Source organism: Qipengyuania oceanensis (assembly GCF_009827535.1).
In the GTDB taxonomy this organism is placed as follows: domain Bacteria; phylum Pseudomonadota; class Alphaproteobacteria; order Sphingomonadales; family Sphingomonadaceae; genus Qipengyuania_C; species Qipengyuania_C oceanensis.
Window position 1 is genome coordinate 176,394 of the sequence record NZ_WTYN01000001.1, and the last position, 14,259, is coordinate 190,652.

The 14,259-nt window shown below is 63.3% G+C and carries 13 protein-coding genes; 7 read left to right on the forward strand and 6 right to left on the reverse strand.

Translation table 11 applies throughout. From position 1 onward, the window contains the following. The first annotated feature begins 124 nt into the window (after positions 1-124). The 3 genes from prsK to GRI48_RS00860 are packed head-to-tail and all read left to right on the forward strand — an operon-like array spanning position 125 to position 4,632. On the forward strand, positions 125-2,245 hold the full coding sequence (prsK, locus tag GRI48_RS00850; RefSeq protein ID WP_337190741.1) for an XrtA/PEP-CTERM system histidine kinase PrsK: 2,121 nt from the start codon (positions 125-127) through the stop codon (positions 2,243-2,245). Then, on the forward strand, positions 2,245-3,621 hold the full coding sequence (prsR, locus tag GRI48_RS00855) for a PEP-CTERM-box response regulator transcription factor (protein ID WP_160670027.1): 1,377 nt from the start codon (positions 2,245-2,247) through the stop codon (positions 3,619-3,621). The genes prsK and prsR overlap by 1 nt, the downstream gene beginning before the upstream one ends. Positions 3,622-3,663: 42 nt before the next feature. Continuing rightward, the gene (locus tag GRI48_RS00860; protein ID WP_160670030.1) at positions 3,664-4,632 is read left to right on the forward strand and encodes a bile acid:sodium symporter family protein; all 969 of its coding nucleotides are present in this window, start codon (positions 3,664-3,666) and stop codon (positions 4,630-4,632) included. Here the strand turns inward: GRI48_RS00860 and GRI48_RS00865 are convergent. Both GRI48_RS00865 and panB read right to left on the reverse strand, forming a co-directional pair. Beyond that, the gene (locus tag GRI48_RS00865; RefSeq protein ID WP_202389158.1) at positions 4,601-5,674 is read right to left on the reverse strand and encodes a DUF475 domain-containing protein; all 1,074 of its coding nucleotides are present in this window, start codon (positions 5,672-5,674) and stop codon (positions 4,601-4,603) included. The two genes, GRI48_RS00860 and GRI48_RS00865, sit on opposite strands and share 32 nt — an antisense overlap. A gap of 13 nt (positions 5,675-5,687) precedes the next feature. After that, entirely contained in the window at positions 5,688-6,560 is an 873-nt protein-coding gene (gene panB / locus GRI48_RS00870) for a 3-methyl-2-oxobutanoate hydroxymethyltransferase (protein WP_160670033.1), read from the reverse strand. Between the two features lie 146 nt (positions 6,561-6,706). Between panB and GRI48_RS00875 the strand changes: the two genes are divergently transcribed. Next, positions 6,707-8,293, forward strand: a complete 1,587-nt coding sequence (locus GRI48_RS00875; protein WP_160670036.1) for an amino acid permease — start codon at positions 6,707-6,709, stop codon at positions 8,291-8,293. 84 nt (positions 8,294-8,377) lie between these two features. On the opposite strand, the gene GRI48_RS00880 is transcribed toward GRI48_RS00875, so the two are convergent. The 3 genes from GRI48_RS00880 to GRI48_RS00890 form a co-directional block, all read right to left on the reverse strand. Further along, positions 8,378-8,863 carry a pyridoxamine 5'-phosphate oxidase family protein gene (locus tag GRI48_RS00880; RefSeq protein ID WP_160670039.1) on the reverse strand — a complete coding sequence of 162 codons (486 nt, stop codon included), beginning with the start codon at positions 8,861-8,863 and terminating at the stop codon, positions 8,378-8,380. A gap of 109 nt (positions 8,864-8,972) precedes the next feature. After that, positions 8,973-9,365: a PilZ domain-containing protein gene (locus GRI48_RS00885; protein ID WP_160670042.1), complete on the reverse strand. Its 393-nt coding sequence runs from the start codon at positions 9,363-9,365 to the stop codon at positions 8,973-8,975. A 194-nt stretch (positions 9,366-9,559) separates the two neighbouring features. Beyond that, entirely contained in the window at positions 9,560-10,372 is an 813-nt protein-coding gene (locus tag GRI48_RS00890; RefSeq protein ID WP_160670045.1) for an alpha/beta fold hydrolase, read from the reverse strand. A gap of 136 nt (positions 10,373-10,508) precedes the next feature. On the opposite strand from GRI48_RS00890, the gene GRI48_RS00895 reads away from it, so the two are divergent. The 3 genes from GRI48_RS00895 to GRI48_RS00905 all read left to right on the forward strand — a co-directional run bounded on the left by GRI48_RS00895 (position 10,509) and on the right by GRI48_RS00905 (position 13,965). Then, positions 10,509-11,756, forward strand: coding sequence for a putative DNA modification/repair radical SAM protein (locus GRI48_RS00895; RefSeq protein ID WP_160670048.1), 1,248 nt, complete (start codon positions 10,509-10,511; stop codon positions 11,754-11,756). Further along, complete coding sequence (locus GRI48_RS00900; RefSeq protein ID WP_160670051.1) at positions 11,753-13,183, forward strand: UdgX family uracil-DNA binding protein; 1,431 nt, start codon at positions 11,753-11,755, stop codon at positions 13,181-13,183. Before GRI48_RS00895 ends, GRI48_RS00900 begins: the two co-directional genes overlap by 4 nt. 113 nt (positions 13,184-13,296) lie before the next feature. Next, the gene (locus GRI48_RS00905; protein ID WP_237451673.1) at positions 13,297-13,965 is read left to right on the forward strand and encodes an extensin-like domain-containing protein; all 669 of its coding nucleotides are present in this window, start codon (positions 13,297-13,299) and stop codon (positions 13,963-13,965) included. Between the two features lie 53 nt (positions 13,966-14,018). Here GRI48_RS00905 and GRI48_RS00910 read toward each other — a convergent pair whose 3' ends face one another. Continuing rightward, positions 14,019-14,246 carry a hypothetical protein gene (locus GRI48_RS00910; protein WP_160670057.1) on the reverse strand — a complete coding sequence of 76 codons (228 nt, stop codon included), beginning with the start codon at positions 14,244-14,246 and terminating at the stop codon, positions 14,019-14,021. Positions 14,247-14,259: the final 13 nt, after the last annotated feature.

The following is a 14,259-nucleotide window of genomic DNA, read 5'->3' on the forward strand; positions in this document are numbered from 1 at the left end:
TTTACCGACATTTCATACCTTACGATTAATCCGAATGCCGGGTTAACGAGGGTGAAGACCGGCTGATGCTGCCTTTCCGATACTGCCAATCTGCAGAGGCCGCGCCGGTGCGCGGGGCGATCTCGTGAGCATTCCGGTCGATGGATGGTCGGCAGTCGTGGGCACGTTGTTCCACATGCTCGGGGCCATCGTCAGCATCAGTGCGGCTGCCTGGGTCTATCGCCGCGGCGAGAAGGCCCGTCCCGAACGTGCTGCCATCATCGGCGCGCTGTGCCTTACAGCGCTGTGGTGCATTTCCGTCGCTTCGTTCGGTCCGTTGTCGTTTCTCGCGGTCGTCACCGAAGCCGCGCGAACACTAGCGTGGCTGGTGGTCGTGCTGCGGCTGTTCGCCAATGACGGGCGCGATGCGAGCATGGCCCCGGTGCGGCCGGTAGTCGTCGTCCTAGCGCTGGTGGTGTGCCTCCAGCCACTGCTCGGCTTTGTCGAGCGCAACATCGCGGCAACGGGAGAGATCTCGCTGCTGACCGCGCAATCGGCGCGCCTGCTGCACCTCCTCGTCGCGGTCGGTGCGCTGATGCTGCTCCACAATCTCTACGCGGGGGCGGCTACGGCTTCGCGGCAGATGCTGCGCTGGAGCGCGGCAGGCCTCGCTGCGATGTGGGCGTTCGATCTCAATTACTACACGATTGCCTGGCTCGGAAAATCGCTGCCGGTCGAGCTTGCGGCATTCCACGGGCTCATTGCCGCCATCGTCGCTCTCCCGGTCGCGATCAGCACGCGGGCGAGTTCCTCCGGCATGGCTTTTCGCCCGTCGCGCGCGGTTGCTTTCCGTACTCTCTCGCTGGTCGTGATCGGCATCTACCTGCTGGGCATGATCGTGATCGCGCGGTGGCTGAGCCTGTTCGTGGGCGACATGAGCCGGCTGACGCAGGTCGGCTTCGTGGTCGCCGCGACCACGGTAGCGCTCTTGTGGCTGCCATCCCATCGCATGCGCGCCTGGTTGCGCGTGACGGCGGCCAAGCATTTCTTCCAGCATCGCTACGACTATCGTGCGGAATGGCTGAGGTTCAACGCGACTATCGGCAGCGGCGGAAACAGCGCGCTTACGCTGCAGGAACGCGCGGTGCAGGCGGTGGCGGACATCACCGACAGTCCCTCGGGACTGCTTCTCACGCCGACCGACGATGGCTCGCTCGAACTGGCTGCACGCTGGCAGTGGCCCTCGCTCGAAGTGCCAGGCCAGGCCTTGCCCGAGGACCTGGGCGACCTGCTCGAGCGCGAAAGCTTCATTCTCGATCTCGACGAGACCCGTCAGGGGCGCGACCATCATGGCGAAATGGCGCTGGTCCCCGCCTGGCTACATGCCGATCGCCGGGCCTGGGCATTGGTGCCGCTGTCGCATTTCGACCGCCTGGTCGGCGTGGTGGTGCTGGCCCGGCCACCTCATCCGCGCTCGCTCGATTGGGAAGACTTCGACCTGCTGCGCGTGGTCGGCCAGCAGCTGGCCAGCTACCTGGCGGAATATTCCGGCCAGCAGGCGCTGATGGATGCAAGCCGGTTCGACGAATTCAATCGCCGGATCGCCTTCGTCATGCACGACATCAAGAATCTTTCGAGCCAGCTGTCGCTCCTGCTCCGCAATGCCGAAAAGCACGCCGACAAGCCGGAATTTCGTGAGGATATGCTCGTCACGCTGCGCAACAGCGCGGACAAGCTGAATCATCTGCTCGCGCGGCTCGGCCGGTACGGCACGGACAGCGCGCCGCAGCGCGACAAGCTCGAGCTGGGAGGGATCGCCCGTGCGATCGCTGCGCGTTACGACGGGCAGCACAGGGTCGTCGTCGTGGCCCCCGAGCCGTGCGAGGCTTCGGGCGATCGGGAAGCGCTGGAGCAGGCAATCGCGCACCTGGTGCAGAATGCTATCGACGCGAGCGAGGCCGGTCAGACCGTCTACCTCGAGGTTTCGAACGACGGGGTGCTGGGCCGGATCGACATAGCGGATTCCGGCCATGGCATGAGCCCGAACTTCCTGCGGTCCGGGCTCTTCAAACCATTCGTGTCCTCCAAGCCCGATGGCTTTGGCATCGGCGCGTTCGAGGCGCGCGAATTGGTCCGTGCGATGGGCGGGCGGCTCGAAGTGGAATCGCGGGAAGGGCTGGGAACGCGCTTTTCGCTGTGCCTCCCGCTCAGCGCCACCGCCACCTTCCTCGCTCCCGAAAACACAGACATCCAGAAGGTCGCCTGATGCCGGAGAAGAAAACCCAAGCCCTGCCCAAACTGCTGATCGTCGAGGACGACGAGGGCCTGCAGGCCCAGCTGAAGTGGGCCTACGAGGATTTCGAAGTCCTGATCGCGGGCGATCGCGACACCGCGCTGGCACTGCTCCGCTCGGAAGAGCCGGCCGTCGTCACGCTCGACCTCGGCTTGCCCCCGGATCCCGACGGGACGAGCGAGGGCTTCGCGGTGCTGGACGCGATCATGCAATTGCGGCCCCAGACCAAGGTGGTGGTCGCCTCGGGTCACGGGGCACGTGAAAGCGCGCTGCAGGCGATCGAGCGCGGGGCCTACGATTTCTACCAGAAGCCGGTCGATATCGAGGCTCTCGGACTGATCGTGCGCCGGGCCTGCAACCTTGCCCAGATCGAGGCCGAGAACCGCAAGCTGGCAGCGCGCGCAGGCGAAGAGAACACCGTGCTGGGCGGTCTCATCACCAGCGCGCCGGAAATGCTCAAGGTCGCGCGGACCATCGAACGCGTCGCCGATACCAACGTCTCGGTGCTGCTGCTCGGGGCGAGCGGAACGGGCAAGGAACTGCTCGCCAAGGGGCTTCACGAATCGAGCGAGCGGCGCGACCGTGCCTTCGTCGCGATAAACTGCGCCGCGATCCCCGAGAACCTGCTCGAAAGCGAGCTGTTCGGGCACGAGAAGGGCGCGTTTACCGGTGCCGTTCGCACGACCGAGGGCAAGATCGAACTCGCCGACGGCGGCACTCTGTTCCTCGACGAGGTGGGCGACATTCCGCTGCCCTTGCAGGTCAAGCTGTTGCGCTTCCTGCAGGAGCGCACGATCGAGCGCATCGGGGGCCGCAAGGAAATCGCGGTCGACACGCGGATCGTGTGCGCGACCCACCAGAACCTGGAAAAGATGATCCAGGAAGGCAGTTTCCGCGAGGACCTCTATTACCGCTTGGCTGAGATCGTCGTCACGATCCCGTCGCTGCGCGAGCGTCCGGGCGATGCGCCGCTGCTCGCCAGGGCATTCCTCAACCGGTTTGCGAGCGAGATGAACCCGGCGATCAAGGGCTTTGCGCCCGATGCACTGGCCGCGATCGACGCGTGGCCCTGGCCGGGCAATGTCCGCGAACTTGAAAATCGCGTGAAGCGCGCCGTCATCATGGCCGATGGGAAGCTGGTTTCCGCCGGCGACCTCGATCTAACCGACCCGGCCGAGGCGGAACTCGATGCGCTGAACCTCAAGAGCGCCCGCGAGATGGCCGATCGCAAGATCATTCGCCACGCCCTAGCGCGAAGCGAAGGCAATATTTCCAGCACCGCCCGGATGCTCGGCATCAGCCGTCCAACGCTCTACGACCTGCTCAAGCAATACGACCTGCACGCCTGAGCGCACTCGACAGCACGCAGAGTTGAAGGCAGTGGGCCGCGGATGCGTTCACGTCTCGCAATCCTTGCCGATCCGATGGTGGTCATGCTGGTGCTGGCAACCGGCTTTGCCGTATTGCTGCCGGTCGCCGGCGAGGCGCGCACTGCAGCGCAGCAAGTCTCCAACGTCGCGATCTTCGTGCTGTTTCTCGTCAACGGGATGCGCGTCCCGCGTGGCGATATCGCGCGCGGGCTCGCCAACTGGCGGTTCTTCCTCCCGCTGACGCTGTTCGTGTTCGGCGCGATGGCCCTGATGGGGCTGGGGCTGTCGCGACTCGCGAGCCTGACGCTTCCACCGCTGGTGGCGCTGGGTTTCGTGTTTCTCGGTACGCTACCTTCCACTGTGCAATCGGCCACGTCCTATTCGACGCTGGCAGGCGGCAATGTCGCGCTCTCGGTGATCGGGGCGGCCTTGCTGAACATCCTCGGGGTATTCGTGACTGCACCGCTGTTCGCATTGCTCGGCGGGGGCGAGGCCGTCGCCGCGGGCAGCGATGTCATCGTGAAGATCGGCCTGATCCTGGTGTTGCCCTTCGCAATCGGGCAGGTGGTGCAGGGCTGGACCGGCGAGTGGGTGAAGTCGCACAAGTCCAAGATCGTCTGGCTCGATCGCGGGATCATCGCGCTCGCCGTCTACGTCGCCATGTCGGGTGCTGTCTCGCAAGGCCTGCTCGGCGATCTCGATGCGGAGAGCTGGGCCTGGCTGGTCGCAACAGTCGTCCTGTTCCTCGCGCTCGCCAATATTGCTGCGTGGATCGGCGCAAGGATGCTCGGCTACCCGCTGCCCGACCGGATCAGTTTCCTGTTCGCGGGATCACAGAAGAGCGTGGCCATCGGGGCTCCGCTCGCGGCAATCCTGTTCCCCCCGACAACCGCCGGCTTCGTGATCGCGCCGCTTTTGCTGTACCACCTTCTGCAGCTGGTGCTGGCGGCGCCGCTCGCTACTCGATTGGCACGGCTGGCGAGGAACTGACGCCGTGCCGCCGATTGTGGCGGACCGACCACCACAGCGAGAGCCCTATCAGGATTGCACCGATCAGTCCCGTGATCGTTTCCGGGATATGGATCTTCGCCGACAGCAGCATGATCGCGCCGAGCACGATGATGGCCCAAAACGCCCCGTTCTCGAGGAACTGGTATTGCGCAAGCGTGCCCTTCTTCACGAGGTGGATGGTCATCGACCGAACGAACATCGCGCCGATCGACAGGCCCAGCGCGATGACGACCATGTTGTTCGACAGGGCGAATGCGCCGATCACGCCGTCGAAGCTGAAGCTGGCATCGAGCACGTTGAGATAGAGAAATCCGCCTAGCCCGCTGCGCACGGCCGCGCCTGCAAGCTTCTGCTTTTCCTCGTGCAGTTCGAGCAGCGCGTTGATCCCCTCGACCGCGATGAAAGTCACGAGACCCAAGATACCGGCAATGAGAAAGGTCAGCGCTTCCTCATCCGGCAGCAACGTCGAAATGCCCCACAGCGCCAGCAGCAGCAGCGCGATCTCGGCGGCGGGAAGAGCCGCGAACTTCGCGAGGAACTCTTCCACCTTGCGGATCCAGTGCACTTCCTTGTCGGCATCGAAAAAGAACTTCAATCCGACCATCGCCAGGAATGCGCCGCCGAAGCCTGCGATGCCGACATGGGCCGAACTGACAAGACGCTCGTATTCCGCAGGATCGTTGAGCGACAGGTTGATCGTCTCGATCGGACCGAGGCCGGCTGCGATCGCGACGATCGCCAGCGGAAAGACGATCCGCATTCCGAAGACCGCGAAGGCGATTCCCCAGGTCAGGAAACGCCGTTGCCATACGTCGTCCATGTCCTTCAGAACCGAGGCGTTCACCACGGCGTTGTCGAAGCTGAGCGAGATTTCGAGCACTGCCAGCACCACGACGATCCACAGCAGCGACAATGTTCCTCCCACCGAGCCGGTGCTCGCCCAGCCATACCAGACCGCGAGGCCGAGGCAGAACAGCGTGAACAGGAAAGAGAATTTGTAGAAGCGCAGCAGTGTCGCCATGGGGCAGGGGCCTTCAGGTCTTGGGCTGGTAAGTCTGTTCTTCGCCCGGGAAAGTGCGTGAACGCACTTCCGAGGCATAGGTTTCGGCGGCCTTCGAGATGACGCTCGCCATGTCTTCGTAGCGTTTGACGAAGCGCGGAACCCGCTCGAACATGCCGAGCATGTCCTCGGTGACCAGTACCTGGCCATCGCATTGCGACGAGGCGCCGATGCCGATGGTCGGGCATGAAACCGCCTTGGTAACGTCGATCGCGATCGGCTCGACCACGCCTTCGACGACGATGGCGAAGGCTCCCGCCTCGTCGAGCGCCTTGGCATCGGACACGATCTTGTCCGCTTCGGCATCGCTACGCCCGCGCGCCATGTAGCCGCCGAGCACGTTGACCGCCTGCGGGGTGAGGCCGACGTGGCCCATCACCGGGATGCCGCGTTCATTCAGGAAGCGGACTGTCTCGGCCATTTGCGCCCCGCCTTCCAGCTTCACCGCTGCCGCACCGCTGTCCTTCAGCAGGCGCGAGGCGCTCTCGAAGGCCTGTTCGGGCGAACGCTCGTAACTGCCGAAAGGCATATCGACGACGACCACTGCGTGATAGCTGCCGCGCACGACGGCCGCGGCGTGGTTGGCCATCATGTCGAGAGTGACGGGAATGGTCGAAGGCAGGCCATAGATCACCTGGCCCAGGGAATCCCCGACCAGCAGGATATCGCAATGCGCGTCGAGCAGCTGAGCGGTGCGGGCGGTATAAGCGGTCAGCATCACGAGCGGTTCATCGACCGAGCCATCCTTCTTGTGCGCGCGGATTTTGGGCACCGTGAGCCGCTTCATCGGCTGCGGGGTCGGATTGGCGCGGCTGGTCGACGTATCGAGCTGGAAGGTCGTGGACATGGTCGCGGTGTGTAGACGGCCAATCTGGGCGGGGGAAGGGCGCAGATTCCGCCTTGCTTTGATACGGGCAAACGCTAGCTTCCGGCGCATTATCAAGGGGCCGGCATCCTCGAGGGAAACGACCGGTCGGGAAAGGGAACTCCTCCATGCTCTTGGATCGCGTCAAACCGCTGGATGCCATTTTGGCGGCAGCGGAAAAGAAATCGCTCAAACGCTCGCTCGGAGCGATCCAGCTGATGCTGTTCGGCATCGGCTGCATCATCGGCACCGGCATCTTCGTGCTGACCGCCGCCGGTGCGCAGAAGGCCGGACCCGGCCTGATGCTCGCGTTCATCATCGCCGGCGCCGTCTGCGTCGTGGCGGCGCTCTGCTACGCGGAAATCGCCTCCACCATCCCGGTTTCGGGGTCCGCCTACACCTACTCCTACGCCACAATGGGCGAATTCCTCGCCTGGACGGTCGGTTGGGCGCTGGTGCTCGAATACGCGATCGCGGCGAGCGCCGTTTCGGTCGGTTGGTCTGGGTATTTCGTCGGGACGATCCTCAACGAGTTCATGGGCGTACAGCTACCAGCCTGGCTCGCGGCCGGGCCACTGGTACTCGGCGGCGCGGAAGGCGGGTTCATCAACCTGCCCGCCATGTTCATCGCGTTGCTGATCACCGGCCTGCTGATGATCGGGACCAGCGAAAGCGCGAAGGTCAATGCGGTGCTGGTAGCCATCAAGGTCACCGCGCTGACGATCTTCATCGCGCTGACCCTGACCAGCGCCTATTTCGACCCCGACAAGTTCAACCCGTTCCTGCCCGCCGGCCTGTTCGGCGGCTTCGGCTCGGGCGTCGGTGCGGTCGGTGCCGCAGCGACGATCTTCTTCGCTTACGTCGGTTTCGACGCGGTCTCGACTGCGGCTGAAGAAACCAAGGACCCGCAACGCAACGTGCCGATCGGCCTGGTCGGTTCACTCGTATTCTGCACTATCTTCTACATTCTCGTCGCTGCCGGTGCGGTCGGCACGATCGGCGGCCAGCCGATCATGGGACCGAACGGCATTCCGTTCCCCGCCGGGTCGGAAGAACTGGCGCGCCAGTGCATGATGCCGGAACACGCACAGGCGCTGGTCTGCTCTAACGAGGCACTGGCTCACGTCCTGCGCCAGATCGGCTTCTCGGGCGTCGGCAACATGCTCGGCATCGCCGCCTTCCTCGCGCTTCCGTCCGTCATCCTCGTTCTGCTGTTCGCGCAGACGCGCATCTTCTTCGTGATGAGCCGCGACGGGCTGCTGCCGGAATTCCTCAGCAAGGTGCACCCCAAGTGGCACACGCCGCACGTGGTCACCGCGATCACCGGCTGCGTCGTTGCAGTCGGCGCCGCCTTCTTCCCGGTCGGCCAGCTCGCGGATATCGCCAACGCCGGAACGCTCTACGCCTTCCTGATGGTCGCGATCGCCGTCATGCTGCTGCGCAAGCAGCGTCCGGACGTGAAGCGCAGCTTCCGTGTCGCCGGCTTGTGGCTGGTTGGCCCGCTGACGATCTTCGGCTGCGCCTTCCTGTTCCTGAACCTGCCGTCGGAAGCCATGTTCGTGCTGCCGATCTGGTCGGTGCTCGGCTTCGTGATCTACTTCGGTTACAGCCGCAGCCACAGCCACCTGGGCCGCGGCATCGTCGAAGTGGTCGACGACATCGAGGGCGTGGAGCACGCCATTCCGATCGATACACCGGAAAGCAGGCGGGACTGATCCGGCAATCGGACAAGAAAAAAGGGCCGCTCCTTCATCGGGAGCGGCCCTTTTCGTTGATGCATTCGACGTGGTGAGCTGACCTTACAGTTCGACTGAGGTCACGTGCTTCTTTTCGGCATCGTCGTGGACGTTCATGCCGAGGGCCATCTTGCCGACATTGAGCAGGCTCATGTCGCCGTCCCAGATCTCGGCAGTGCCGAGGTCCATCCGCAAAAACAGGATATCGGGATCGTCCTTGCCGCCGTCGTACCAGGCGGCGACGAAGTTGTTCCACATATCGTCGAAGATTTCGCGGTCGGTTTCGACGGCTAGGGTTCCGTTGAACCGGGCGAACATCTTGTGATCGTTGCCAGCGTAAGTGGCAGTCACTCGGCCGAGCTTTGCAAAGTCGCTCTTCGTTTGGGTGAAGAACCAGATCGCGCTGTTGGCGTCCTTGTCGAGTTGTGCCGTCATCGGCACGGCCGTCTGCGGCTGGCCATCGAGCTCGAGGAAGAGGAACGAGGAATCGGCCATCGCCTTCCAGAATTTCTTCTTCAGTTCGTCGGGATTGCCTTCAGCGTGTTTCATGGGTTTCTCCTTATCAATTGTCGACGCAACGAGCAGGAGAGAGAACGGGTTCCGCAAATGTCCGGCAGATCGTTGGCGACAAGCGGCCAGCGGACGCGGGGGTGCAGGGTCAGTTGCGCGAAACGAGGCTGCGCCGTCCCTTTTGCGCGACGGGAATGTTTCCGAAATTGGCGACCGGTCCGCTGGGCGACACGCTCCTTGCAGCCATGGCCTCGATGACCTCGCTCGAGAGCGGGCGCTCGAACTCCAAGCCGCAGCCCTCTGCATTCGACCAGATGATCTTGCCGAAGGCTTCGAAACCGGCCCACTCGAGCAAGCCGGATGTTCCGGTGGGCGGCGGGTTGCTGGTCGTGAACCGGGCGCCTTCCTGCGAGATATCGTAGAGCCATCCCTGGCGCTCGCCCATCGGCATGCGGAGCTTGGCCTGGCAATCCACGCGGTAGCGCGCGCTCGATCGCCGTTCGGACGGTCGAACCGTGGTCTGACCGCGGAAAAGGCCCATGCTGTGCTCCCGAAAAATGGTGTCGGACCGGCTTCGGGCAATTTAGTTAAGAACGGATTGAGGGCGCCTCGCTGGCCACGATCAAGGGTCGCCAATTTAACATGAAAAAGGCGCGCCCCTTTCAGGACGCGCCCCTTCATCGTCACGCGGCAGTAGGCGGTCCGATAACCGCTAGCCTGCCAAATGTTCGAGCCTCAACCTTTGCGCAGAAACTCGAGAATATCGTCACCAAGGCGCTCGGTCTGCGTGGCGAATACCGCGTGCGGTTCGCCTTCGTATTCGATGATCGACGCGCTCTCGACCTGGTCGGCAACTGCGCGGCCGGTCGCATCGATCGGCACGGTCACGTCCTTGGTCCCGTGGACGACGAGTGTCGGAACGGTGAAATGCGGCAGGTCCGGGCGGAAGTCGGTGGTCGCAAAGGCATCGGCCGACTGCAAGGTTGCATACTGGTTTGCCTGCATCGTCGTCTGCCAGGCCCAGTGACGTTCTTCATCGCTGACGTCGTCGCCGTAAAAGTCCTTGAAAAACCCGGTGAAGAAGGCGCGGAAATCGTCCTTCATGCCCTCGGCCATTTCATCGAACGTCGATTGCGGGACGCCTTCGGGATTGTCGTCGGTCTTGAGCATGAAGGGCACGACCGAACTTACCAGTACGGCCTGCGTGACGCCCTTTCCGCCGTGGCGCGACATGTAGCGGGCGATCTCGCCGCCACCCATCGAGAAGCCGACGAGCGCGACATTCTCGGTTGCACCGGTTGCTGCCATGACGTCGGCAAGGTCGTCCGCGAAGGTATCGTAATCGTAGCCTGCCTTCGCATGATCGGACCGGCCGAAGCCGCGTCGGTCATACGCAATCGCGCGATAGCCGTTTTCGGCGAGCTTCATCATGATCGGATCCCAGCTGTCGCCGGACAGCGGCCAGCCGTGGATGAGAATGACGGGGCGTCCTTCGCCCAGTTCCTTGTAGCGCAGTCGAGTATCGTCCTTGGTTTGCAGATTCGGCATTGAATAGTCTCCTTGAGCCGCTCCAACCGTCGGAAAACGGCTTCAGTTCCGGCATTTGCGCGGAATTACACCTGACGCCCGTTCAGACACCGACAAAACTGTTGGCGTTGTCGTTGTGAGAACGTATATAGAACAAATGGGCGCACCATCGATCATCGAACGACTTGGGATTCTCGCCGACGCGGCGAAATACGATGCTTCCTGCGCGTCATCCGGAACCGCAAAGCGCAATTCCAAGGGAAGCGCGAAAGGCATCGGTTCGACCGAGGGGATGGGCATCTGCCACGCTTATGCCCCCGATGGTCGCTGCATTTCGCTGCTCAAGATTCTCCTGACGAACCACTGCATTTTCGACTGCCACTACTGCGTCAATCGGAAGAGCTCGAACGTGCGACGGGCGCGTTTCACGCCGCAGGAAGTGGTGGACCTCACCCTTAGTTTCTATCGCCGCAATTATATTGAGGGGCTGTTCCTTTCGTCGGGGATCATCAAGAGCTCGAACCATACGATGGAGCAATTGGTCGAGACCGCGCGGATCCTGCGCGAAGAGCATGATTTTCGCGGCTACATCCATCTGAAGACGATACCGGAAGCCGATCCGGAACTGGTTCACCAGGCCGGTCTCTACGCCGATCGGGTGTCGATCAATGTCGAATTGCCGACCGACAGCGGTCTCACGAGGCTCGCCCCCGACAAGGATGCGCGCCAAATCGAAGGCGCGATGGGCAAGGTAAAGAACGATGTCATCGAGGCGAAAGATGCGCGGAAGCGGTTCAGGAATGCGCCGCGGTTTGCGCCTGCCGGACAGTCGACGCAGATGATCGTCGGCGCGGACGCCGCGACCGATGCGGACATCGTCGGCAAGGCGAGCAGGTTGTATGACAATTTCCGCTTGCGCCGGGTGTATTACAGCGCCTTTTCCCCGATCCCCGACGCGAGCGCGGTTCTGCCGCTGAAACGTCCCCCGCTGATCCGAGAACATCGTCTCTACCAGTCGGACTGGCTCATGCGCTTTTACGGCTACAAGCCGGGCGAGGTGATGCAGGCGACCGAGGCGGACGGCAACCTTCCGCTCGACATCGATCCGAAGCTCGCGTGGGCGCTCAAGTTCCGCGAACGGTTTCCGGTCGATCTGAACTGCGCCTCGCGAGAGGAGATGCTTCGCGTGCCCGGGCTCGGTGTGAAAGCGGTGAACAAGATCCTCGCCAGCAGGCGGCACAGGACCCTGCGCCTCGATGACGTGGCACTGCTCACCCAGAGCATCACCAAAGTCCGGCCCTTTATCTGTACGGTCGACTGGCGTCCCGTGATGTTGACCGATCGGGCCGATCTTCGCGCCTTGCTCGCGCCGAAGCAGGAGCAGTTCGAACTGTTCACCGCATGAGTAGGCTCGCGAAAGACCCGGCATCGGAATGCTGGCTGGTCGAGCTGGAGCGGCCCGACGATTTCGACGCATGGCGGGACAAGGCCCGTATCTTCGTGCAGGCCGGCGTCGCGCCCGCATCGATCGTCTGGAGCGAACCGGGAGCGAGTGGCGAATTGTTCGGCGGTGGGCGCGCCGGTTTGCCGTTGCCAGCGCCGGACGCGCCGATCGTCAGGGCCAACCGGCGCTTCGTCAGCCTGGCGCGCAACGCTGCCTTGCACAGCGATCCGCAGCGGTTTGCGCTATTGTATCGTGTCCTGTGGCGGTTGCAGGCCAGTCCCCGGCTGATGGAAGACAAGGCCGACCTCGACGTGCGACGTCTGGAGGAGCTCGACAAGAACGTGCGTCGAGACAGTCACAAGATGCATGCCTTCGTGCGCTTCCGCGAAGTGGAGGATGCGCAAGGCGAACGGTACGTCGCCTGGTTCGAGCCCGAACATCATATCCTGCGCGCCAACGCCGGTTTCTTCGTCAGACGCTTCGCCAATATGAAATGGTCGATCCTGACCCCGCGTGGTTCGCTCCACTGGGACTGCGAGACCGTATCGGAGGGCCCGCCGGCCGAGCGTAGCGACGCGCCGGACGGCGATCCGACGGAAGACCTGTGGCGCAAGTATTACGCGTCCATCTTCAATCCGGCGCGGCTGAAGGTCGGCTCGATGCTGAGCGAAATGCCCAAGAAATACTGGAAGAACATGCCCGAGGCAGAGTTGATTCCCGACCTCATCGCAGGCGCGCAAAGGCGCGAGGCGCAAATGGTCGCGGCGGGGGCGCTCGATTTCGAAGATCGGCCGGAATCTCTCGCGGCGATCGCGCGTGCGATAGAGGGGTGCCGCAAGTGCCCGATCGGTGCGCTCAACAATCAAGGGGTCATGGGCGAGGGGCCGCAGGGCGCGCCGCTGATGATCGTTGGCGAACAGCCGGGCGATCAGGAGGACCAGCAGGGCAGACCCTTCGTGGGACCGGCGGGCCAGTTGCTCGATGTGCATTTGGCAAAGGCGGGGATCGACCGGTCGGCAGCTTACGTCACCAACACGGTCAAGCATTTCAAATACGTCCAGCGCGGCAAGCGGCGTATCCACCAGTCGCCATCGGCGCGCGAGATCGATACCTGCCGCTGGTGGATTGAAAGCGAGCGCGCGATCGTCCAGCCCAGGCTCGTCCTGGCGATGGGTGCCAGTGCTGCGCGCGGCGTGCTCGGCAAGACGGTGAGCATTACCAAGGCCAGGGGAACGCCGATCACGCTCGAGGATGGAAGCGAGCTTTGGATCACGGCCCACCCGTCTTACCTGCTGAGGCTGGAGGGAGAGGCGCGCGATCGCCAGTCGGAACTGTTCGATGCCGACCTTGCCGCAGTCAAGACGCGGCTCGACGAGATGTCATGCTGAATCCCGGGGAGCCTTGACCGGCGCCGGTCGTTATCGAGCGAATGAATCGCACGAATGCCTTTCGATTGTCGCGCCGCGTCGGACGGTTCCGGTGGGATCGGGCGCTCATTTCCATGCTTTGCGTCCTAGCGGTCGCAGCCGGCGCGCATGGCTGGTTGCTCGCGCATCCCGAACACGATCCGCGCGCCCCGCTCGATCTGAACGACCCGGTCGTTTGGGCGACGCAGGCCAAGCTTGACGCATTGCAAGGCGACCCGGGATTGTGCCGTGCGGTCCTGGAGCGCAGCGGCATAGAGTTCGAAGTGCAGCCGCCTGCTGGCGAGGGACCATGCCTGCGCGCGGACCGGACACGGCTTGGCGATCTTCCCCTCTCGCCCGATACGCCTTCGATCACCTGTCCTGCGGCAGTGGCGCTGTATCTGTGGGAGCGCGATACGGTGCAGCCTGTGGCGGAGCGGCATTTCGACCAACCCGTTGCTTCGATCCGTCACCTTGGAGCTTATTCCTGTCGACGGCTCTACGGCCGCGACAGCGGACCCTGGAGCGAGCACGCGACCGCCAACGCGATCGACATTTCAGGTTTCGTCCTCTCCGACGGTACCGAGATCAGCGTGCTCTCAGACTGGGACGAGCCGGGATCGAAATCCAGTTTCCTTCGGGAGTTGCGCGATGGCGCATGCGACGCTTTCGCCACGACACTGTCGCCTGATTACAACGAGGCTCATGCCGATCATTTCCACCTAGACCAGGCGGACAGAGGGTGGGGCAGCGTCTGTCGATAGGATGAAAAAAAGGCCCCGCCGCAGCGGAGCCTTTCTTTGTTCGACAAAGCGAATCAAGCGCTTACCGGATCATCGTCGTCATCGATGATCAGGAAGACCGCGATCACCAGCCCGGCCAGCAGCGCGATGTGCACGATGGCGGGCAGGCCCAGGGCATCGCCCATTTCGTTCGATTCGGCGGCCGGAGCGCTCGCGCGGTCCATGGCCGGAGCGGCGCTGGCGGAGACCGAAGTCCCGGCCAGCAAGCCAGCCGCCACGGCGGCAGAAACTAGTTTCCTCATATTCAATTCCCCG